This window comes from Arcobacter defluvii (genome assembly GCF_013201725.1).
GTDB lineage: Bacteria > Campylobacterota > Campylobacteria > Campylobacterales > Arcobacteraceae > Aliarcobacter > Aliarcobacter defluvii.
Map to the genome: position 1 here is coordinate 2,534,751 of NZ_CP053835.1, position 22,558 is coordinate 2,557,308.

Consider the following 22,558-nt stretch of genomic DNA (forward strand, 5'->3'; position numbering starts at 1 on the left):
TGCATTATATATAATTTGTTTTAAATTTACACTTAATATTTATAAAAATAATTTATACAATTTATCTAAATTTAATTATTCTTAAAATATAATTAAAGATAAGTAAAACTAAAGGATTTTCTATGATTAGAGGACTTTATACAGCAGCTACAGGAATGAATTCAATGCAACATCAAATTGATGTTACATCTAACAATATTGCAAATGTTAATACTACTGGATTTAAGCAAGATAGAGCCGAATTTCAAGATTTAATGTATGAAACATTAAATTATACCGCTGGACAAACAACTCAAACAACAATAAATCCTACAGGTATTGATGTTGGACTTGGAGTTAGAATCTCTAACATACAAAAAAACTTTACAGAAGGTGATTTAAAACCTACAGCAGGTGATCTTGATTTAGCTATACAGGGAAAAGGTTTCTTCCAAATAACATTACCTAGTGGAGAAACTGCCTATACAAGAAATGGTAATTTTAAATTAAATGAAGAGGGTTCAATAGTAAATGGAAATGGCTATTTACTATCTCCTGAAATTGTAATTCCTGATAATGTTACTGATGTAACAATTGCTAAGGATGGAACAGTTACAGCAAAAGATGCACAAACAAATGATACTGTTGATTTAGGACAAATAACTCTTGCTGATTTTATAAATCCAGCCGGATTAGTTCCTCTTGGTGAATCTTTATATATGCAAAGTGCCGCATCAGGAGATGTGCTTGAAGGTAATCCAACAACTGATCAATTTGGAAGTGTACAACAAGGTATGATTGAAACTTCTAATGTAAAATTAGTAAATGAAATGGTTGATTTAATTACAGCACAACGTGCTTATGAAGCAAATTCTAAAGCAATTACTACAGCAGATAGTATGCTTGATACGGTAAATAGATTAAAAAATTAATTTAGTTAGTTTGTATTAATATATGACCTTAGAAGAATTAAAAAAACTTAGAAAAGAAAATTTTTTAGCTCATAAAAAGAAAAAAAAAGCGTATTACTTAAAAAGTAAAATTGCTAAAAAAGAGATAGATTATGAAGCTGAACTTAATAATTTAAATTTTTTTTCTAAAATAAAAGAAATTGCCCATGAGCAAAAAAAATATATTGATGATAGAAAAGAATCAATAATATCTAAATTAAAAGAATATAAAAATTTAAAAAAAGAATATTATGAGCAAAATAAAGAAAAAATACTTGAATACAATAAAGAATATAGAGAAAGAAAAAAAGAAGAACTAAAAGCTTATAGAATAGAGTATTATAAAAGATTAAAAGAAAAACAAAATAAACTTGATAAAGAGTAAAAGAGATGCCTGAAGATAATAAAGTTATAGAAAATGACAGTTCAGAAACAACTTCAAATGATAGTTCTTTTGATACAAATGAATCTCAAATAAATATTCCTCTAAATGATGAAGAATCACCGAATAATAACATAAAAGAGATACAAGAAGAATTTATTAAAAAAGAGAAAAAGAATCCATTAAAAAAGATTTTATTAGGTGTTATAATTCTTTTAATCTTATTAATTATTGTGGGAGCAATTCTATATTTTATGGGCTTTTTTAAACCAAAAGAAAAAGAGATTCAGCAAAACAACAATACTTCTGTTTCTGAGCAGATGCCTAAGGAAGAAGAATATAAATTTGATTTTAAAGATATTAATTCAAAAAAACTTAATGAACAGCTATCTTATTTAACAAATAAGAATCTTAATCAAGAAAAAACAGAAGAACAAGAAAAAATTGAAAATGAAAAAAAATTAATTGAAGAACAGAAAAAGAAAGAGGAAGAAGCATTAAAAATACAAGAAGAAGCATTATTAAAAGAAAAAGATGCTTTAGAAAAGAAAAAAATTGAGCTTGAAAATGAAAAAGCCGAATTAGAAGCTTTAAAACAAGAAGCTTTAAAAGTAAAAGAAGAATTATTAATAAAACAAAACCAAAATACAGATGAAATACCTAAAAGTCAAGAGCAAATTGATAATCCAAATATTGAATTTAAAACAGAAGAAAACAAAAGTATAAGTTCAAATACAGAAACTACAAATGAAGATGTTTTTTTGAAATTCATAAATGTAGCAAAAATAAAAGGTGTTTTATATAAAAAATATTTAGATAAAGTATCTTCAATTAATCCAAACATTATCTTATGTAGAGATGACAAAAATAGAATAGAATTATATTATGGACCATTTAAAAGTGAATCAGAGAGAAAAGATTTATTGGATAAATTAATTGATAATAATTTTGAACAAGCTTATGAATTAGAATTTACTAAAGAGGAATTTGATAGAAGATGTAACTATTAAATAATCTTAAGAATTTTCTAAAATATCAAATGAATTATTTACTCTAATTATTTTGTTTTCTATATCAATATTTAATATAAATTTATCAAATATATGAGGTATTAAAAAAACTTTTGGAAAGCCTTTATTAACAAGTTCAATATCTGTAATTATTTCCAAATAATCATTTAATGGATATCTATGTACCTCTTTAACTGTACCTAATTTAATATCATTTTCAAAAACATTGCATGAGATTAAATCAAACCAAAAAAATTCATTTTTTGCTAATTTACAATTTTCTTTTGTTTGTTCAATAGTTGAATAAAGTTCTTGATTTGTGAGTTTTTTTGCACTATCAATATCCTCATAATTTTCAAATTTTACAAGTTCTCTTGAAGCGTTATATTCCAATATTTTTAATTGAAGATTTCTATTTGTACTAAACACAGCACCTTTTTTAAATTGCTCTGGGAAATCAGAATCTATAAAAAGCCTTAAATGACCTTGTAATCCTACTGCTTTCCCAAGTTTAGCAACATATATATTATTACTATTATTCATAGATTTATTTTACTACTACTTGTATTTTATATGATATACCATCTTTTGCTTTACAACCATTTGCCATAGTTTTTAAAGCATTAATCATATTACCATTTTTTCCAATAAGTTTACCAATATCAACACTATTTACAGTGATTGTAATTTCAGCAAAATTTTCATCAATTAACTCTTTTGTTACAGTAACATCTTCAGGCACACCAACAATTAGTTTTGCATAATTTTCTATAAATTTAGTAATCATTTTATTTTCTATTTAAAATTATTTAGAAGCTAATTTTTTAACTTTTTCAGATGGTTTAGCACCAACACTTAACCAATAGTTATATCTTTCTTCATCAATTTTTAATACTTTTGGTTCAACAACTGGGTTAAAATAACCAATTGATTCAATCCATCCTGAATCTCTTCTTTTTCTTGAATCTGTTACAACGATTCTATAAAATGGTTTTTTGTTTCTTCCCATTCTTGTTAATCTAATTACTGTCATATTTTCTTTCCTTTTTTAAGTTATAGTATTGAATTCTAAACTCCTTCTTTAAAAAGATAAGTTCACAGCTCAATACTATTTATATTTTTATCTTGGAATTTTAGGCATTCCACCAGGTCCCATTTGAGACAACATATTTTGTAAACCTTTCATTCCACCTTTAGTAGAAAGTTGTTTTGCCATTTTTGAAGCATTTTTAAATTGTTTTAGAATTTTATTAATTTGAATTTCAGATACCCCTGAACCAATAGCTATTCTTCTTTTTCTACTAGGATTCATCAAATCTGGATTTTCTCTTTCTTTAGGAGTCATTGAACCAATTAATGCTTTAATTCTTTTTATTTCAGCTGAATTCTCAAAATCCATATCTTTCAATGGCCCAGCCATAGCAGAAAGTCCAGGAATCATACCAATAATAGATTTCATTGAACCTAATTTACTCATCATTGAAAGTTGATCTAAAAAGTCATTAAAATTAAATTGACCTTTTTTTATTTTTTTACTAACTTCTTTAGCTTTTTTCTCATCAATAATTGCAGATGTTTTTTCAGCAAGTCCTTCAATATCACCAAGCCCTAATAATCTTGAAACAATTCTATCTGGAATAAATACTTCCAAATCTGGCATTTTTTCACCAATACCAATAAATCTTAATGGCACTTCTACTTGATGTGCAATTGATAAAGCTACTCCACCTTTTGTATCACCATCATACTTTGATAAAATAACACCATCTATTCCAATTTTTTCTTTAAAAGTTGTTGCAGTTTTTGTTGCATCATGTCCTGTTAAAGCATCTGCTACATAAAAAATTTCATTTGGATTTATTGCATTTTTAATCTCTTTTAATTGAAGCATTAATTCTTCGTCAATTGCAAGTCGTCCAGCTGTATCAACCAAAAGAACATCATAATGTTCTTTTATAGCTTTCTCTTTTGCTGCTAGTGCAATTTTAATTGGATCAGTTTGATTATCATCAAAATAGATATCAACATCAATTTGAGCTGCAATTTGTTTTAATTGCTCAACCGCTGCTAATCTTTGTAAATCACAAGCTGCTACTAAAACTTTTTTCTTTCTAGTTTTCAAATAATTTGCTAATTTACCTGTTGTTGTAGTTTTACCCGAACCTTGAAGTCCAGTCATTAAAACTATTGTTGGAGGAGTAGAAGAAAAAACAAAACCTTGATTTCCAGAAGTAGTTAATAAGTTTGTTAATTCACTTTTTAGAGATCTTAAAAAAGAATCTTGCCCTATACCTGCATTTTTTGTTTGTAATTCAATTGCAGTTATAAGTTCTTTTGTAGTTTTATGATGAACATCAGCTTTTAATAAAGCTTTTTTTAACTCTGATGTTGCTTTAGTTAAAGCTGCAACATCATCTTGATGTCTTATTTTATTTACTGCGTTTCGTATTGAACCTGTTATTGAATCAAACAAAATATTTTCTCCACATTTATTTAAAGTTTGAGATAATACAAAAGTTTTACTTTAATTTAGTTTAAACGATACAGTTATTTAAGTTTTTTTTTAGTTTTTTATTTTCGAGAAGCCCCTTAAAATAGGGACTTTTTATTTTACAAAGCTTAATATTTAATTAAAATCATACACTTTAAATTCTTTTGGTTCTTTTGATTCAAAAACATAATCAAATATTTTAGTAATTTTAGAATGTAGTAAAACTCTATTTACATTAGATGAAGTTCGTCCATAAATTGCATCACCAATTATTGGTAAACCAACTGAATTTAAATGAACTCTAATTTGATGTGTTCTTCCTGATTCAATAACAATTTTTATTTTTGATTTATTACCTTCGACTAAAAGTGGATAAACTGTACTTTTTGCAGGTTTTCCTCTTTTTGTATCTATTTTAGATTTAGCCATTCCTCTATCTTTTGTTGTTAAAATTGGTTTATCAATTTCAATTTCCTCAACAACTTTTCCTTCAACAATAGCTACATACTCTTTATATACTCTATTTGCTTGGAATTCTTTTATAGCTTTTTTTTGAAATTCTTCATTTTTTGCAAACATCATAACACCACTTGTTTCTTTATCAAGTCTATTTAATAATATTGCACCTTCATATTTTTTAGCAACATCATCAGCTGTTAAAAATGCAGGTTTATCAACAACTAAAATATCATTATCTTCAAATATTACTTTTATTTTATTTATTTCTTTTATCGAAAATTTAGTGTCACTTCTAATTTCTCCCCTAGCAATTAAAACTTTTTTGTCACCAACTTTAACGACACCCATATCTATCAATTCTTTTGCTTTTGAATTTGATATCTTTTCTTGTAAGGCTAAAAGTTTATAAGCTTTTTCATATGTTACAGCCACTTATTTATCTCCTTTATAATAGGTTCTATTGAACCTGCTTTTGTTAGAATTGGTTTTTCTAACACATCAATTTTTTCTAAATAATCACTTATTTCATTTTTCTCAATTAAGTAATAATTTTTAATACACTCAAAAAGAGATTTTTGGTTAAATATATTTTTCCCACTAATTAACTTACAATTAAAATAAGCAGGTTCAATAGGATTATGTCCACCTATTTTTTCAAATGCTCCACCTAAAATAACCACATCAGATATTGCATAAATATCATTTAATATACCCATTTTGTCAACCAATATTATATCAGAATCAAAATTCTCTTTTTTACTATATCGGTGATATGAAAGATTTTTATTTTTTCTAAACTCTTCAATTAGTAAATTAACTTTTTCAAATCTTTCTGGATGGCGAGGAACTATCAATAACTTTCCAAACTTTTTATCATAAGAATCAAGTATTAATTTTTCTTCATTTTCATGAGTACTTGCTGCTGTGATTACTATACTTTTAGGCTTTTCAAAATTAAATCTTTTTTGAGGTAATTGGGCAAGTTTGATATTTCCAATTACTTCTATATTTTTTGCACCTAATTCTTCTAATCTCTTTTTATCTTCAACACTTTGTGCAAAAACTTTATCAATATTATCAAATATTTTTTTATAAAAAAAACTAAATCTTTTATATGATTTATATGATTTATCAGAAATTCTTGCATTTATTAAAAAAGTTTTTGCACCTCTTTTTTTTGCAAATAAAAATAACATATACCAAAGTTCGGCTTCCATTACAACTAAAACTTTTTGTTTATTAATCCAAAAAGGTAAAAAAATTTCAAAGGGAAGATACCTTACATTTGAAGTGATTGTTTTTGCCTCTGCATATCCAGTATTAGTTATTACAGAGATATTAGCATTTTCTTTATAGTTTTCAATTAAAGGTTTAATAGCTTTAGTTTCACCCATAGAACAAGAGTGAAACCAAATTCCATTTTCTTTGAATCTACTATTTTCTATTAAAAAAAATTTTGCAGGAATTGCTTTTTTGTATTTAGTATTTCTTGATTTAAATATTAAATAAGGAATTGCAAGTATATAAATAATACTTAGTAATAAGTAATAAAATATACTAAAAAGGCTCAAAATTAAGCCTCTTGTTCTTCATCTTCTTTATAAAGAATTCTTCCACAATGTGGACAATTAACAATTTCTTCTGCTTTAATAACTTCAGCATAAGTTTTATCATTAATTTTCATAAAACATCCATAACATGCTTGTTTTTTTACAGGAACAACAGCAGAATCTTTTGCCCATCTTTTAATTTTTTCATAGAAAGTTAAAATTTTATTATCAAATTGTTCTAATAATTCACTTCTTTGTTGATAAACAACATTTCTATCTTTATTAATTTCTTCAATTGTATTATCAACTGCAACTTGAATTTCTTTTATATCATTCTCTTCAGCTGCTAATTTTTCTTGTAATTCTTTTAAGTTTTCTTCTTTTGAAACTGCTAGATTATCAAGTCTTTCAATCTCTTCATTTGCAAATGATATTTGTTCTTTTGCAATTTCTTCTTCTAACTGTAAAGCTTTTAACTCTTTTTCATTATGAACATCTTTATTTTTTTTTGCAATGTTCTCAAGTTTAGTTTTTAATTCACCTAAATGAATATTGTTTTTTGTTCTTTTTGATTTTACATCATCAATTTCTAAATAAATCGAGTTAATTGATGCCTTAATTGATGCTGCTGTTTCAACAAAAGTTGCTAATTTTGCCTTTTCATTCTCAATTTTTGGTTCAAACATACTAATTGCTGTATCAAATTTTGATAATTTGATTAAATCCTGTAAATACTTATTCAACCGTTTCTCCTTCTATAAAAAACTCAAATGGATTTTTTGAAGCTGTTATTATAGCTTTTAATTTATTTTTTTTCAAATATTCTGAAAGAAGTCCCTCAAGTAAAACATTGAAATACTTTTCACTTTCATAATGTCTTATATCTATTAAAGAGATATTTCTTGCTTTTGCTTCCATTGCATCATGATATTTTATATCTCCTGTTAAAAAACAATCAGCATCAACTTCATCAAGTAAAGACATAGCTGAACCCGTTACTATCGCTATCTTTTCTATAAAATCTTTACATTTTACTGCTTTTGTAATTTTCAAACCTAATTTATACGATACAATTTTTATTAACTCATCAAAATTCATATTTACATCACAATAAGATATAAACTCTAATGAATTTTTTATTTTAAATCCTAAAATATGTTCTACAACATATTTATTTAAATGTGTTTTATCTATATTTGTATGCATAGATATTAAAGAAATATCTTTTTTTATAAGTTCTCTTAAAATTTTTGTACTATAAGTATCATAATTTACTCTTTTTATTCCAGAAAATATCAACGGATGGTGAGTAATAACTAAAGATTTTTCTTTTATATTAGATACTAATTCTTCATCTAAATCTATACTTATATAAATATTTTCAATTTCATCATCTTTTGAACCAACAAGTAAACCTGAGTTATCCCATTTTTCTTGTAATTCAAAAGGAGAAATTTCATTTAATACATCATATATTTCTTTAAGTTTCATTTATACAAATAACTCTGGATTAGTTTTTTCTAAATTTTCTAAAGCTTTTTTAGCTGCAATACTATTAACTTTTTTTAATCTTTGAACTTCTTGTTCTTTATATAAAACTGCACACCCTTGAGCTAATTCTCGCACCTTTAAAATATAATTTTGTCTTTCAGTTACAGAAATTGCTTTTCTTGCATCAAGTGTATTAAATGCATGTGAAGCAATCATACACTGGTCATAAGCAGGAAGTGGCAATTCTGCACTTAAACAAGCTTTACATTCATTAAATGCATCATCAAAATGTCTGAATAACATTTCTGTATTTGCTACTTCAAAATTATATTTTGAAAACTCATACTCACCCTCTTTATGAACATCAGCATAAGTTGTTTTTCCATATTCATTTTCATTCCATACTATATCAAATACAGAATCAACACCTTGTAAATACATAGCAAGTCTTTCTGTTCCATATGTAATTTCAACTGCAACAGGATCACATGCTAATCCTCCAACTTGTTGAAAATATGTAAATTGAGTTACTTCCATACCATCAAGCCAAACTTCCCATCCAAGTCCCCAAGCTCCAAGTGTTGGAGATTCCCAGTTATCTTCCACAAATCTTATATCGTGTCTTGAAACATCTAAACCTAAAAATTCCAAAGACTGTAAATATAAATCTTGAATATTATCTGGACTTGGTTTTATTAAAACTTGAAATTGATAATAAGCACCTAATCTATTTGGATTTTCTCCATATCTTCCATCAGTTGGTCTTCTACTTGGTGCTACATATGCTGTACTCCAAGGTGTTGAATCTAAACTTCTTAAAAGTGTAGCTGGATGAAAAGTTCCAGCTCCCGCAGGAATATCATAAGGCTGAACAATATTACAACCTTGTTTTGCCCAAAACTCTTGTAATTTTAATAGCATTTGTGAAAATGTAATCATCTATTTAATTCCTAACTCTTTATTTATTTTATTTTTGTCAAAACCACAAATCCATCTATTTCCTATCAAAATTACGGGAGCACCAGAACAATGTTTTTGACAATCTTGTAATGCTTGTTTATTTTTAGATAAATCTATAAGGTTATATTTTAGTTTTTTGCTTTTGAAATAAAATTTTGCTTCTTCGCACCATTTACAATTTGGTAGGGTAAATAGTGCGATTGGCTTCATTATAAAATTACTTCAACGTCTTTAGAATCACTTTCAACTTTTTTAGATTGAACTATTCTATCTTCTTTCAATTTAGTAGATAATTCTTTATCTGTAATTGCTAGAATTTGCATTGCTAAATATGCAGCATTAACAGCTCCACTTCTTCCTAATGCAACTGTCCCAACAGGCATTCCAGCTGGCATTTGAACAGTAGAAAGCATAGCATCCATACCATCCATAGCTCCACCTTTCATAGGAACTCCAATAACTGGTTTTGTAGTAGTTGCAGCAACTGCACCAGCTAAATGTGCCGCCATTCCAGCAGCAGCAATAAATGCAACTGCACCTTTTTCTTCTGCTTCTTTAATATAATTTTTTGTTCTTTCTGGACTTCTGTGAGCTGAAGACACAACTAATTCATATTTTACATTAAATTTTTCAAAAGTATCAGCACAGTGTTTCATAATTTCATAATCTGATTTACTACCCATTAATATTGAGATAAAATTCATTATTTTCTTCCTTTTTATTTTTAAAAGTTCAAGATTATATCAAAAAATTTCTAATAGTTTTATAATCTTATTTAGTTTAACTTTTTTCCAAGCATCTAGTTTATTAATTGTTAAATTTTCATTTTCATATATGAATTTTGATAAATTTTTCGTTTTATCTTTCAAAAAAATTGGTTTTATATATTTATAATACTTTATTTTATTTTCAAATTTTTTATCTGTAAAAATAACAACTGTGGGAATCATAAAAGCATCGCTTATGTGATAAGTTGAAGTATCAGTAGTAATGATTTTATCCATTAAGGAAACTATATACATAAAATCATTTATTGATTTTGATTCTTTTGATAAATCTATATAATTATCTTCTTTGATTTTTGAATCTATTTGTAAAGTTGAAATTATTATATAATCTTCAACTTTTAATAATAATTCTTTCAATAATTCTATTGCAATTGCCTGAGGAATTGATTTATTTATATTTGCAGAATAAGGATGAAAAAGTAATAATTTACCTTTTTGTTTTGCCTCTTTTATTTTCAAATATAATGAATTTAATGGTTTATATTTACTTATATCTAATATATTATATTTTTCAAACTCGTTTATTTTTTTATAGTCTATTCCAAATCTAAAAAGCCAAGCATCTACAATATTTAAATTATCTAAAAGACCATTTATACTTAAGCTATTATCTATGAAATAATCATATTCACAAATTTTTTTTGAATTAATACTTAAAGGAAGAATATTAGTTATATAATCTTGTGTTTTATAAATATCTTTATCTCGACTATAATAGCTATTATTTGAAGCATTGATATAAATATCAAATTTAATTTCTTTGTATATATCTTTTAATTTCTTATGTAAAATTCTTAAAGCTGTACATGAAGCTATAACTTCACTAATACTATTTCCAACTCCACCAATTAATACAATTGAAATTTCATCTTTTTTTATATTCTTTAATTGTTTATAAATATCTACTTTTTTGTATTCAAAAAAATCTATTTGATTTAATTCTTCTCTTTTTTTATATTCATCAATATTAGAAATTCCTAATTCAATAGGGAAGTTTGGGATATTTCTAATATTACTTTCATTTAAAGTTTTTGCAAAATATTTTGTTTTGTCAACTCTTGAAAAGATTCCTTTTATATCATTAAAATCATCATATGTTGTTATATAAATAGTTTCATTTTCATATTCTGATGGAGATTTAAGTTTATAGTAATAAACCATTGTTCCATCAGTAGTTTTTATATTAATATTTTGAGTTACTCTAAAAAAAATCATTATAAAAAAGAACTTTTATTCTATTGTTTCGTCAATATTTTCAACTCTAAACATTGTAAGATAAGGAAGTCGTCCAGGAAGTTTAATTTTATTAATATTTCCACTATGAACAGATTCTAATTCTTTATTTGTTTCAGTTAATATTTTTTTAAAATTAATATAATATATCCCATCTTTTTTGAAAATTTTTCCAATTTCATTTTCACACTCAACTAACTCTTCACCCATTGGAGTAAAGATTTCAATATCTTCATTTGGATACACTTTATATTTACATAAGAAATGTTCTTCATCTTCTGTTACAAGTCCAGTTACTTCATATGAACCTTTACTTAAAGCATATGCATGATTTTGCGAATCTGTTTTTTCAAATGGTCTATGAATTAAATAAGCATCTGTAAAGCCTCGATTTTTTGTAGTATGTAACTCTTTTTGGTATTTTTCAGGTTCAAATTTACCAGCATAGTAATCATCAATTGCTTCTCTATAAGCTTTTGCAGTAACTGCTGCATAATATGGAGATTTTGTTCTTCCTTCTATTTTTAAAGAATCAACTGCACCACTATCTAAAATCTCTTTTAGATGTGAAGCTAAATTCATATCTTTTGAATTAAAAATATATGTTCCAACACCTGGCTCTTCTTCTAATCTAAATAAAGTACTATGGTCTTCATTTGCTGCATATAAAGTATATTCAAATCTACAATCATTTGCACAACTTCCTCTATTTGGAACTCTTCCCATTTGAACAGCACTTACCAAACATCTTCCACTATAAGCAAAACACATTGAACCATGAACAAAAATCTCTATTTCCATATCAGGTAAATGTTTTTTTATTTCAATAACATCTTTTAATGAAATTTCTCTTGCAACAACAATTCTTTTTACACCCATATCCCAATAAACTTGAGCATCTAAATAATTTAAAACATTTGCTTGTGTTGATAAATGAATATCTATTTGAGGCGCTATTTCACGGCAAAGTTTAACAACACCTGGAGCTGCTACAATAAATCCATCTGGTTTTAATGCGGCCATTGTTGCAATATGTTTTTTTAATAAATCTATTTGAGAGTTAAATGGAAATCCATTAATTGTTGCATATACTTTTTTACCTCTGGCATGAGCATAATCTATTCCTTCTTTGAAGGTTTCAAATGTAAATTCTTTCCCAGCTCTAATTCTTAAACTAAAGTGACTAACTCCTGCATAAACGGCATCTGCTCCATATTTTATAGCAATTTTTAATTTCTCTAAATTACCTGCAGGTGAAAGTAACTCTACTTTTTGGTTATTCATAAAATTCCTTTTAATACTTTTATAATTATATTTTCTTTTAAAATACAATATTATACCTATTTTTAGATAAATATTTTAAAATAGGATATTTTTAATCTTAATTAATTTTTGATTTATAAAAAAAGGAAAGCTTTTAAAAGCTTTCCCATTCATCATCATCTTTTGTAGTTGATGCAATTACTGTAGATTTAGAAAAGTGATCAGTAGATTCTGTTTTTTTTATTTTTTCTGATTTATTTAAATTTTCATCAGCTTTTTTTATAATTACTTCCTCAATTTTATTATCTTTTTTTATTTGGTCAAGAGATTTAAATACTTCTACTGTTGCTTTATCTAACTTTTGAGATAAATCATTTAAAAGATTTTTATCTGTTATTAATTTACAATCTTCATTTATATAATCTTGTACGCTATTATGTACTAAATCATGATTTAATTTTAAATTTTTCCAATTATCAGTTTTTGTAAATGATTTACCATCATTTTCTTGTTCTAACATCCATTTACCTAAATCACATTCATTAGTTTTTGTAACGCTCCAAGCAACTTTTGAACTTCCTACTTTATCAAAATTTGTCAATTTGAATTTAATATGATCATTTTTTAATTTAGAAATTTTAAATACTAAATCAATATCTTCAATCTCTTTTTTACTCATTTCTTTAAATTTTGCTCTATCTGCTATTTTTAATAGATTCTCTGATAATGATGCAACTTCATTTGCTAATCCGCTAATTACGGTAGCAGAATTTGCATTCACTTGTGTTGCTTGATCTAATGTATTAATAGTATCATTAATTTGAACTATTCCTTTTTCTTCTTCTTTACTTCCTTGAGATACATCTTCTATTAATGTAATTGTTTCATTGATTTTAGAGTTTAGTGTTGAATATCCACCTATCATTTCATTAGCAATTGATTTTCCTTCATTTGCTTTTGCAGTTGCAATTTGAACAATATTCTTAATCTCTTTTGCAGCTTCTGCACTTCTACTTGCAAGATTTCTTACTTCTTGTGCTACAACGGCAAAACCTTTTCCTGCTTCTCCAGCAGTTGCAGCTTCAACAGCAGCATTTAATGAAAGTATATTTGTTTGAAAAGCAATTTGATCAATTACAGTTATTGCTTCATTAATAGATTTTACTTGCTCATCAATGTCATCCATAGCTTTATTTGTTTTTGAAGCTAGTAATTCACCCTCTTTTGAAGAAAGTTGTAATTCTGTTGCTAAATTTGACATTTGATGTACTTTTTGTACACTTGATTTTACAATTGAAGTAATTTCTTCAACAGCTGCTGCTGTTTCTTCTAAAGATGCTGCTTGTTCATTTGCAGAAGCTGAAAGTTTTCCTGCTGCACTTGATAATACATTTGTATCTTCATTTAATTTTCTACCACTTGTTACAATCATTGATAAAAATTCTGATACTGTTACACCTATTAACTGTGTACTTGCAGCCAATGAAGAAATAATACCACTAACTTTTGTTGTATCAATTTTTGAATCTCCTATAGCGAAATTTGAATTTCCATATTCAATTAAAATATTATTTAACCCAACTAAATTTTGATTTGTTCTATCTATCATAGAATTTATTGAATCCCTTAATTTCTGTATTTGAGGATTTGAAGAAGTTTTTTCTATTTTATATACATAAAATCCATTTATTACTTTTTCAATAACTTCATCAACATTTTCTATAACTTTTGCATCTTCTTCATATCCAGATTTTAACTTTCCAATATAACCGTTAAAACTATCAACTAATTTACCAATTTCATCATCTGATTTTTTTTCTATATGATCAGCAGTTGAGTTAGCTTTTGAAATATTAAGAATTGCATCATTTAGATTTTCTAATGGTTTAATAATAGTTTGACTAACAAAATAGTTATATATTAAATATACTATTATTATTGCAATAATTGAAAAAATTGCCATTCCAAAAATAATATTATTAATTTGTGAATTTGTATTTTCTTCCATTAAAGTAACTTCATTTTCTATATCATCAACATAAGCACCTGTTCCTACAATCCAATCCCAAGGTTCAAATCTTTGAACATAAGAGAATTTTTCTTTTGGATCATCTTTCTTACCTGGTTTATCCCACCAATACTTTACTAATCCACCAGCTTTATTTTCATTAGAAATTTTTGCCATTTCAACAAAAAGTTTTTTTCCTTTTGCATCTACATAAGTTGATAAATCTGTTCCATTTAATTTTGTATTAGGATGATGTATCATTTTTGGATAAGAATCATTTATCCAGAAATAATCATTATTTGCATATCTCATTTCAGAAATAGTTTTTAATGCTTCTTCTTGCATTTTTGAAGTTACATCATCTACATATTCTCCAGTTCCAATTACCCAATTATATGGTTTAAAAAGTTTCACAAATGAAACTTTTAATTGGGGAGTATCAAAGCCAGGTTTTGGCCAAACATAATCAACAAATCCTTCTCCTTGTTTTTTAGCAACATCTGAGAATTCTTTAAATATTTGTTTTCCTGCTTTATCTTTATAGTCATACATATTTTTATTATTTAAAGCTGGATTTATAGGATGAGTTATGATTACTGAATCCGTATCATTTATCCAAAAATAACCATTTTTACCATATCTTGTTGCATCTACAATAGTTTTTAATCTATATTTCAAAGCATCTTCTGATAAAGAACCTTTTAATTTTTCATATTCTGAATTTAAAATAGAAAATAAAAAATTTGTTTGAGTTTTTAAATCTTCTTGAACTTCAACCTTGATTTTATCAACTGAAGTTCTACTATAATATGCATCAACAGTTTTAACCGCAAGAGAAACATAATTTTTTAATTCTAGCTCTTTTTTTGCATAAGCATCATTTTTAAATTTTTCAATATTTTCTTTTGAAAATTTTTTTATTGAATAGATAGAATCTATAGTAATTGATACAGAAACAACTATTATTGTAATTAGAGAAAGTATTAATATCTTACCCTTTATAGACATGTTAGAAAACATTCAACTCTCCATAGTTTATATTGTATATATAATATCTATTGTAGAGCTAAAATGTCAAGTTTTTAGTTATTTTAATAAATTTTTTGCGAATTTAAGTGCTTCAGTGGTTACATTTTCACCACTAATCATTCTTGCTATCTCACTTATTCTTTCTTTATCGTCTAATAATTTAACATATGATTTGCCATTATGTTTATCAACTAAAAAATGTTGATTTGCACTTGAAGTCAATTGAGGTTGGTGAGAAATTGCAAATATTTGATATGATTTACTTAATTTAATAAGAACCCTTGCAATCGCGTCACTCTCTTTTCCACTTAGGTTTGCATCTATTTCATCTAAAAACAAAATTCCATTGTCTACGATATCATATTCACTAATACTTGTTAAAAGAGCAAGTCTTAATCTATTATATTCCCCAGAACTAATTGTTTCTAAAGAAACACCATTTAATTCAAATACAACTTCATCTATTCCTGATGAGTCTAAATATTTTTTTTGTAAAATTATTTTTGCATTGCTTAAATATAAAAATTTTAAATATTCATTGATTTTTTCTTCTAAAATTAGAGTTGTTTCTTTTCTATATTTTGAAATAATTAAAGAATATTCATCTATTTTTATTTTCAACTCATTATATCTATTTTCTAGTTTTTCTTTTTGAAAGAAAATATTTTCATATGATTCTAATTCTTGTTTTTTTTCTTTTTTATATTTCAAGCACTCTTCTATTGAACCAAATCTTTTTTGTAATGATGATAATTTCTCTATTCTATCTAAAACATTCTCTATATTTGTATCTTCTAATTCATGTAAAGAATCGTTAAATTTTTCAAAAATATTATTTAATTCATTCATTGTTTCATCAAAAAAACTAGAATCTATTTCCATTAATTCTAATGCATTTGTCACATTATAAGTTGATTCAAAAATACTTGATGCTTTTTTTATTGCAATTTCAATCTTCTCTTTTTTGGCTAATCTTTTCTTCAATAAATTTAATTCTTCATATTCATCTACATTAGGATTTATTTGCTCTATTTTGTCAATCTCAAACTTTGCAAATTCTTTTAAATCTTCTAATCTTTTTTCGTCTTCTTCAATTTTTTCTAACTCTTTTTTTACTTCAACTAACTCTTTATATAAGCAATCGAAATCTTCTTTTAATTTTATAAACTCTTTTTTATTTTTTGAAGTTAATTTATCTAAAAAAACAATCAATTTAGAACTGTCAAATTCAGATGTGTCTTTTAAATTGAGATGTTTTATAAGTTTTGTAGAAAAATCAAAAAGATTTTTTTTTGATATAGTTTGATTATTCAAAAAATATCTAACTTTATCTTTTTTTATACTTTTTATAATAATTTCATCTTCAAAAGAAATATCATAAACTTCATCACTTATTTTTGAATTTGTTAAAATTACTTCACCAATATTGGCTCTGACTTCACTTAAGGCAAATAAAGAAAGAATAGATTGCATTAAAATAGATTTTCCAGCACCACTTGGTCCTGTAAAAATATTCAATCCTGACTTAAATTCTAAATCAACTTCATCAAATGATAAACAATCTTTTAAATAAACTCTTGTAATCAATTTTTAATTTCCCCATCTCAATTTTTCATTTAAAACTTCAAAATAATTTCTTTGTATTCTATGTAACATTTTTGCTTTTTTATTTGCAATATTTATTTTTATTGATTGATTTTGTTCAATTTCATAAATATCTTGCCCATCTACAATTACTACAGCCCCTTGATTATCAATAATTTTAAACTCTATTTCAAAATCTGCTGGCATAACTAAAGGTCTTTGAGTTAGTGAATGAGGAGCAACAGGAGTTACAATAAAAGCTTCAGTTAAAGGATAAACTATTGGTCCTCCAACAGATAAATTATAAGCTGTTGAGCCTGTTGGTGTTGATATAATTACTCCATCACCATAATAAGTATTGAAAGATTTTCCATCTATTTTACCTTTAATTTTTATCATTGATGAAATTGATTTTCTTGAAATTACAATATCATTAAAAGCCACAAATTTATTTAAATTTACGCTACCTTCAACCATCATTCTGTTATCAATTTTATATATCCCATTTTTTAAATCATTTATAAACTTAGGTAATTGCTCCATTGATATATCAGTTAAAAATCCTAAAGTACCAAGATTTATTCCAAGAACTGGTTTATCATATTTAAAAGACTTTCTTACAACTGAAAGTAATGTTCCATCTCCTCCAACTGAAATTAAAAAATCTACTTTCTGGCATAATTCTTCTAATGGATAGCCTTCTAAATCTATCATCTTTGCAGAGTTATCTTCAAGTAAAATTTTTATATTTGAAGCTTCAAATAATTCTTTAATTTTTAAATAAATATTTCTCAATTCGGGGCTTGATGGTTTTAATATAATTCCAGCATTTTTTATATCATTTAATACTTCAAAATTTTTTTCAATTCTCAAAATCAACTCATTTTATAATTTATTTAAATCATTTTTTATTTATTTTAGCTAAATAAATATAAATAACTTAAATAAATTTAATCAAAAAAAAAGGACATGCAAAATGCATGTCCTTTTTATAAAAAGAAAGTTAAATATTAACCATTTCTTTTTTTGATAATTTCTTCAGATACATTTCTTGGAACTTCTGAATAGTTATCGAAAATCATTGAATATGTTGCTCTACCTTGAGACATAGATCTTAAATCAGTAGAATAACCAAACATTTCAGATAATGGAATCATTGCAGTAACCAGTTTGATACCAGCTCTATCATCCATAGATTGAACTTGTCCTCTTCTTTTATTACAATCCCCAATAACATCTCCCATATAATCTTCAGGAGTTTCAATTTCAACTTTCATGATTGGCTCAAGAATAACTGCACCAGCTGCAGCACTTCTACAAGCTTGTTTGAATCCCATTGAAGCAGCTAATTTAAATGCCATTTCAGATGAGTCAACATCATGATATGAACCATCATAAAGTGTAACTTCAATATCAACCATTGGGTAACCAGCTAAGATACCACCTTGCATTGCTTCAGCACAACCTTTTTCAACAGCTGGAATATACTCTTTAGGAATAACTCCACCTTTAATTTCATTATTGAATTTAAAGTTTTCTTCTGAACCAGATAGTGGATTAATTTTTAAGAATACGTGACCGTATTGACCTTTACCACCAGATTGTTTTGCATATTTATACTCTTGGTTTACAGTGTTTCTAATTGTTTCTCTGTAAGCAACTTGAGGAGCACCAACTTCTGCTTCAACTTTAAATTCTCTTTTCATTCTATCTACAAGAATTTCTAAGTGTAACTCACCCATTCCTGAAATAATAGTTTGACCTGATTCTTCATCAGTATTTACTCTAAATGATGGATCTTCTTCAGCAAGTTTTCCTAATGCAATACCCATTTTTTCTTGATCAGCTTTTGTTTTTGGCTCAACTGCAACAGAAATAACAGGCTCAGGGAATTCCATTCTTTCTAAAATTACAGGATCTTTTTCACTTGCTAGTGTATCTCCAGTAATTGTATATTTTAAACCAACAACAGCTCCAATTTCTCCAGCATAAAGCTCTTTAATTTCTTCTCTGTTATTAGCATGCATTTTAAGTAATCTTCCGATTCTTTCTTTTTTCATTTTTGTAGAGTTATATACATATGTTCCAGATTCTAAAACACCTCTATAAACTCTTGTAAATGTTAATTGTCCAACAAATGGGTCAGTCATAATTTTAAATGCTAATGCTGCAACTTCACCATTATCACTTGAAGGAACAATAACAGCTTCACCATCTTGTGTTTCACCATTAATATCTGCAACTTCTGTTGGAGCTGGTAAATACATTGCAACAGCATCAAGTAAAGTTTGAACACCTTTATTTTTAAATGAAGTTCCACAAACCATAGGAGTAATTTCCATAGCTAAACATCTAGCTTTTAAACCAGCTGTTATTTCTTCTTCTGTTAAAGCTTCACCTTCAAGATATTTTTCCATTAAAGTTTCTGATGATTCAGCTGCTGCTTCAACCATTTTTTCTCTATACTCTTCTGCTTGTTCTAATAAATTAGCTGGGATTTCTTCAATGTGATAGTTAGAACCCATTGCAGCATCATCATCCCAAACGATTGCTTTCATTTGTACTAAATCAATAACACCTTTAAAATTTTCTTCTGCACCAATTGGAATTTGAATTGGAACTGGATTTGCTTTTAATCTTTCTGCAACTTGTTTTTCAACATTAAAGAAATTTGCACCTGTTCTATCCATTTTATTTACATAAATAATTCTTGGAACTCCATATTTATTTGCTTGTCTCCAAACTGTTTCAGATTGTGGTTGAACTCCACCAACTGAACAAAATACTGCAACAGCACCATCAAGAACCCTCATAGATCTTTCAACTTCAATTGTAAAGTCAACGTGTCCTGGAGTGTCAATGATATTTATTTGTAATTGCTCTTTAGTTTTTGGGTGTGTCCAATGACAAGTTGTAGCAGCAGAAGTAATTGTGATACCTCTTTCTTGCTCTTGTTCCATCCAGTCCATTGTTGCAGCACCTTCATGAACTTCACCAATTTTATGAGATACACCTGTATAGAATAAAATTCTTTCAGTAGTTGTTGTTTTTCCTGCATCAATGTGAGCAGCAATACCAATATTTCTAACTCTGTTAAGTGGTGTTTTTCTAGCCATTTATAATTCCTACCATCTGTAGTGTGCAAATGCTTTATTAGCTTCTGCCATTCTATGCATATCTTCTTTCTTCTTGAAAGATGAACCTCTTTCATTAGCAGCTTCGAATAACTCATTAGCTAATCTTTCTACCATAGTTCTTTCATTTCTCTTTCTAGCATATTCTACTAACCATCTTAATGCTAAAGTTTGTCTTCTTACAGCTCTAACTTCAACAGGAACTTGATATGTAGCTCCACCAACTCTTCTTGATCTTACTTCTAAAAGTGGTTTAACGTTTTCAATTGCTCTTTCGAATAAATCAAAACCTTTTTCTTCACCTCTCGCATCTAAGTTTGCGATTGCACCGTATAAAATTTTTTCAGCAGTTGATTTTTTACCATCTAACATAATTGCATTAACAAATTTTGTGATCACTTTACTATTGTAGATAGGATCAGCCATTATTTCTCTAACTGGAGCTTTTCTTCTTCTCATTTTCTTATCCTTCTACTTATTTTTTACCGGCTTTAGGTCTTTTAGTACCATATTTAGATCTTGCAACAGTTCTGTTTGCAACACCAGCAGTATCTAAAGCACCTCTAACGATGTGATATTTAACCCCAGGTAAATCTTTTACCCTTCCTCCTCTTACTAAAACAATTGAGTGTTCTTGTAAGTTGTGACCTTCTCCACCGATGTATGAAATAACTTCAAAACCTGTTGTTAATCTAACTTTTGCAACTTTTCTTAAAGCCGAGTTAGGTTTTTTTGGAGTTGTTGTATATACTCTTGTACATACTCCTCTTCTTTGTGGACACTCTTTAAGTGCTGGTGATTTAGATTTTTTAATCACCTTTTTTCGCTCATTTCTTACAAGCTGATTGATTGTAGGCATTTCTTTCCTTTATATAAATTGGTTTGAGTAATTATAAGCTTTACTCAAGCTTCTCGTGCAAATCAACATTTAGTTGAAACGATACTCCGATTCTAGGAAACTTGGTAGAGTTTTCTAAAAAAGTTCAGGATTATACTTAAAATTATATTAAAAATATCTTACATTAAATTATTCTAACATTAAGGTTGTAGTTATATTTTTTCACTAAAATTCAAAAAAATAAAAAGGTTAACATTTATGACTAAACAATTATTTCCTTTGGCCTTAGGTGGACTAGCTATTGGGACAACTGAATTTATTATTATGGGATTATTACCGGATGTTGCTAGTTCTATTGATGTTTCTATCCCTGTTGCGGGACATCTTATTTCAGCTTATGCTTTTGGGGTTGTAATTGGAGCTCCAATTTTAGTAGCTCTTAGTGCAAAATTTCCTCCAAAATATATATTAATTTCTTTAATGATACTATTTACAATATTCAATGCCTTTTCAATTATTGCACCTGATTATAATACTCTTTTAATGTCAAGATTTTTTGCAGGTCTTCCCCATGGAGCATTTTTTGGTGTTGGAACTGTTGTTGCTACAAAATTAGCTATTAAGGGAAAAGAAGCTCAAGCAATATCTTCAATGTTTACTGGACTTACAATTGCTATTTTAATTATGGTTCCATTTGTTACATTTATTGGGCATAATCTTCATTGGAGATATGCTTTTGGAGTAGTTTCATTACTTGGATTGTTAACTATTATATTTTTATATATTTGGTTACCTAAATTAAAACCTTTAAAAACTGTTACATTCAAAGAAGAACTAGAGTTTTTTAAAACTATAAAAGCTTGGCATATCTTAACAATAGTTGCTATTGGATTTGGTGGTCTTTTTGCCTGGTTTAGTTATATTGCCCCTCTTTTGATTCATATATCAGGATTTAATGCAGCTGATGTTTCATACTTAATGATAGTTGCTGGTGCAGGAATGGTGGTAGGAAATATTTTAGGTGGATATTTAGCTGATAAAAAAAATCCTGCAATTGCAGCAATCACTCTTCTATCACTTATGGTTATATCATTAATATTAGTATTTTTATTATCAGACAACAAAATTATTTCTATTATTCTTACATTTATTTGCGGAACATTAGCTATGTCTATTGGAACACCAATAAATATGGTTATGTTAAAAAGTGCAAAACATTCCGAAATGCTAGCTGCTGCATTTATACAAGCTGCTTTTAATGTTGCAAATTCATTAGGTGCTTTTTTTGGAGGGATTCCATTATTTTTTGGACTTACATTTAATTATCCTTCTCTTGTAGGTGCAGGAATGGCTTTCTTAGGAGCGATATTATGTATAAGCTTTTATAAAAAATATGAGAAAATTTAAAA

General features: G+C 26.9%; 23 protein-coding genes. 4 read left to right on the top strand and 19 right to left on the bottom strand.

Annotated features, from left to right (window positions below; translation table 11 throughout):
- The first annotated feature begins 122 nt into the window (after window positions 1-122).
- The 3 genes from flgG to ADFLV_RS12645 are packed head-to-tail and all read left to right on the top strand — an operon-like array spanning window position 123 to window position 2,321.
- Window positions 123-911 (top strand): flagellar basal-body rod protein FlgG, encoded by a 789-nt coding sequence (gene flgG / locus ADFLV_RS12635; protein ID WP_014475107.1) that lies wholly within the window; start codon window positions 123-125, stop codon window positions 909-911.
- Window positions 912-933: 22 nt separating this feature from the next.
- The gene (locus ADFLV_RS12640) at window positions 934-1,314 is read left to right on the top strand and encodes a hypothetical protein (protein ID WP_129011659.1); all 381 of its coding nucleotides are present in this window, start codon (window positions 934-936) and stop codon (window positions 1,312-1,314) included.
- A 5-nt stretch (window positions 1,315-1,319) separates the two neighbouring features.
- Window positions 1,320-2,321, top strand: a complete 1,002-nt coding sequence (locus ADFLV_RS12645) for a hypothetical protein (RefSeq protein ID WP_129011658.1) — start codon at window positions 1,320-1,322, stop codon at window positions 2,319-2,321.
- Between the two features lie 6 nt (window positions 2,322-2,327).
- Here the strand turns inward: ADFLV_RS12645 and rimM are convergent, their stop codons facing one another.
- From rimM to rpsL, 19 genes are all read right to left on the bottom strand, one after another.
- On the bottom strand, window positions 2,328-2,864 hold the full coding sequence (gene rimM / locus ADFLV_RS12650; RefSeq protein WP_014475110.1) for a ribosome maturation factor RimM: 537 nt from the start codon (window positions 2,862-2,864) through the stop codon (window positions 2,328-2,330).
- Window positions 2,865-2,868: 4 nt separating this feature from the next.
- Window positions 2,869-3,108, bottom strand: coding sequence for a KH domain-containing protein (locus ADFLV_RS12655; RefSeq protein WP_014475111.1), 240 nt, complete (start codon window positions 3,106-3,108; stop codon window positions 2,869-2,871).
- 18 nt (window positions 3,109-3,126) lie between these two features.
- Entirely contained in the window at window positions 3,127-3,354 is a 228-nt protein-coding gene (gene rpsP, locus ADFLV_RS12660; protein ID WP_004511333.1) for a 30S ribosomal protein S16, read from the bottom strand.
- An 87-nt stretch (window positions 3,355-3,441) separates the two neighbouring features.
- Window positions 3,442-4,794 carry a signal recognition particle protein gene (gene ffh / locus ADFLV_RS12665; RefSeq protein ID WP_129011657.1) on the bottom strand — a complete coding sequence of 451 codons (1,353 nt, stop codon included), beginning with the start codon at window positions 4,792-4,794 and terminating at the stop codon, window positions 3,442-3,444.
- Between the two features lie 153 nt (window positions 4,795-4,947).
- Window positions 4,948-5,703, bottom strand: coding sequence for a pseudouridine synthase family protein (locus ADFLV_RS12670; protein ID WP_129011656.1), 756 nt, complete (start codon window positions 5,701-5,703; stop codon window positions 4,948-4,950).
- Window positions 5,694-6,845 (bottom strand): lipid IV(A) 3-deoxy-D-manno-octulosonic acid transferase, encoded by a 1,152-nt coding sequence (gene waaA, locus ADFLV_RS12675; RefSeq protein WP_102043415.1) that lies wholly within the window; start codon window positions 6,843-6,845, stop codon window positions 5,694-5,696. The genes ADFLV_RS12670 and waaA overlap by 10 nt, the downstream gene beginning before the upstream one ends.
- Window positions 6,845-7,564: a zinc ribbon domain-containing protein gene (locus tag ADFLV_RS12680; RefSeq protein ID WP_129011655.1), complete on the bottom strand. Its 720-nt coding sequence runs from the start codon at window positions 7,562-7,564 to the stop codon at window positions 6,845-6,847. Before ADFLV_RS12680 ends, waaA begins: the two co-directional genes overlap by 1 nt.
- Window positions 7,557-8,312: a Nif3-like dinuclear metal center hexameric protein gene (locus ADFLV_RS12685; RefSeq protein ID WP_014475116.1), complete on the bottom strand. Its 756-nt coding sequence runs from the start codon at window positions 8,310-8,312 to the stop codon at window positions 7,557-7,559. Before ADFLV_RS12685 ends, ADFLV_RS12680 begins: the two co-directional genes overlap by 8 nt.
- Entirely contained in the window at window positions 8,313-9,251 is a 939-nt protein-coding gene (gene glyQ / locus ADFLV_RS12690; RefSeq protein ID WP_014475117.1) for a glycine--tRNA ligase subunit alpha, read from the bottom strand.
- On the bottom strand, window positions 9,252-9,482 hold the full coding sequence (locus ADFLV_RS12695) for a glutaredoxin domain-containing protein (RefSeq protein WP_014475118.1): 231 nt from the start codon (window positions 9,480-9,482) through the stop codon (window positions 9,252-9,254). It abuts the gene before it with no gap.
- On the bottom strand, window positions 9,482-9,976 hold the full coding sequence (purE, locus tag ADFLV_RS12700; RefSeq protein WP_014475119.1) for a 5-(carboxyamino)imidazole ribonucleotide mutase: 495 nt from the start codon (window positions 9,974-9,976) through the stop codon (window positions 9,482-9,484). Before purE ends, ADFLV_RS12695 begins: the two co-directional genes overlap by 1 nt.
- Before the next feature lie 39 nt (window positions 9,977-10,015).
- Window positions 10,016-11,275, bottom strand: coding sequence for a hypothetical protein (locus tag ADFLV_RS12705; protein WP_129011654.1), 1,260 nt, complete (start codon window positions 11,273-11,275; stop codon window positions 10,016-10,018).
- Window positions 11,276-11,290: 15 nt separating this feature from the next.
- Window positions 11,291-12,577 carry a peptidase U32 family protein gene (locus ADFLV_RS12710; RefSeq protein WP_014475121.1) on the bottom strand — a complete coding sequence of 429 codons (1,287 nt, stop codon included), beginning with the start codon at window positions 12,575-12,577 and terminating at the stop codon, window positions 11,291-11,293.
- Between the two features lie 133 nt (window positions 12,578-12,710).
- On the bottom strand, window positions 12,711-15,584 hold the full coding sequence (locus tag ADFLV_RS12715; protein ID WP_129011653.1) for a cache domain-containing protein: 2,874 nt from the start codon (window positions 15,582-15,584) through the stop codon (window positions 12,711-12,713).
- A 66-nt stretch (window positions 15,585-15,650) separates the two neighbouring features.
- Window positions 15,651-17,180, bottom strand: coding sequence for an AAA family ATPase (locus tag ADFLV_RS12720; RefSeq protein WP_129011652.1), 1,530 nt, complete (start codon window positions 17,178-17,180; stop codon window positions 15,651-15,653).
- A 3-nt stretch (window positions 17,181-17,183) separates the two neighbouring features.
- Window positions 17,184-18,050 carry an NAD(+)/NADH kinase gene (locus ADFLV_RS12725; protein ID WP_129011651.1) on the bottom strand — a complete coding sequence of 289 codons (867 nt, stop codon included), beginning with the start codon at window positions 18,048-18,050 and terminating at the stop codon, window positions 17,184-17,186.
- A 137-nt stretch (window positions 18,051-18,187) separates the two neighbouring features.
- Window positions 18,188-20,293 carry an elongation factor G gene (gene fusA, locus ADFLV_RS12730; RefSeq protein ID WP_129011650.1) on the bottom strand — a complete coding sequence of 702 codons (2,106 nt, stop codon included), beginning with the start codon at window positions 20,291-20,293 and terminating at the stop codon, window positions 18,188-18,190.
- A gap of 9 nt (window positions 20,294-20,302) precedes the next feature.
- Window positions 20,303-20,770 carry a 30S ribosomal protein S7 gene (gene rpsG / locus ADFLV_RS12735; RefSeq protein WP_014475126.1) on the bottom strand — a complete coding sequence of 156 codons (468 nt, stop codon included), beginning with the start codon at window positions 20,768-20,770 and terminating at the stop codon, window positions 20,303-20,305.
- 16 nt (window positions 20,771-20,786) lie between these two features.
- The gene (gene rpsL, locus ADFLV_RS12740; protein WP_014475127.1) at window positions 20,787-21,170 is read right to left on the bottom strand and encodes a 30S ribosomal protein S12; all 384 of its coding nucleotides are present in this window, start codon (window positions 21,168-21,170) and stop codon (window positions 20,787-20,789) included.
- A 237-nt stretch (window positions 21,171-21,407) separates the two neighbouring features.
- On the opposite strand from rpsL, the gene ADFLV_RS12745 reads away from it, so the two are divergent.
- Window positions 21,408-22,556 (top strand): MFS transporter, encoded by a 1,149-nt coding sequence (locus ADFLV_RS12745; RefSeq protein ID WP_129011649.1) that lies wholly within the window; start codon window positions 21,408-21,410, stop codon window positions 22,554-22,556.
- Window positions 22,557-22,558: the final 2 nt, after the last annotated feature.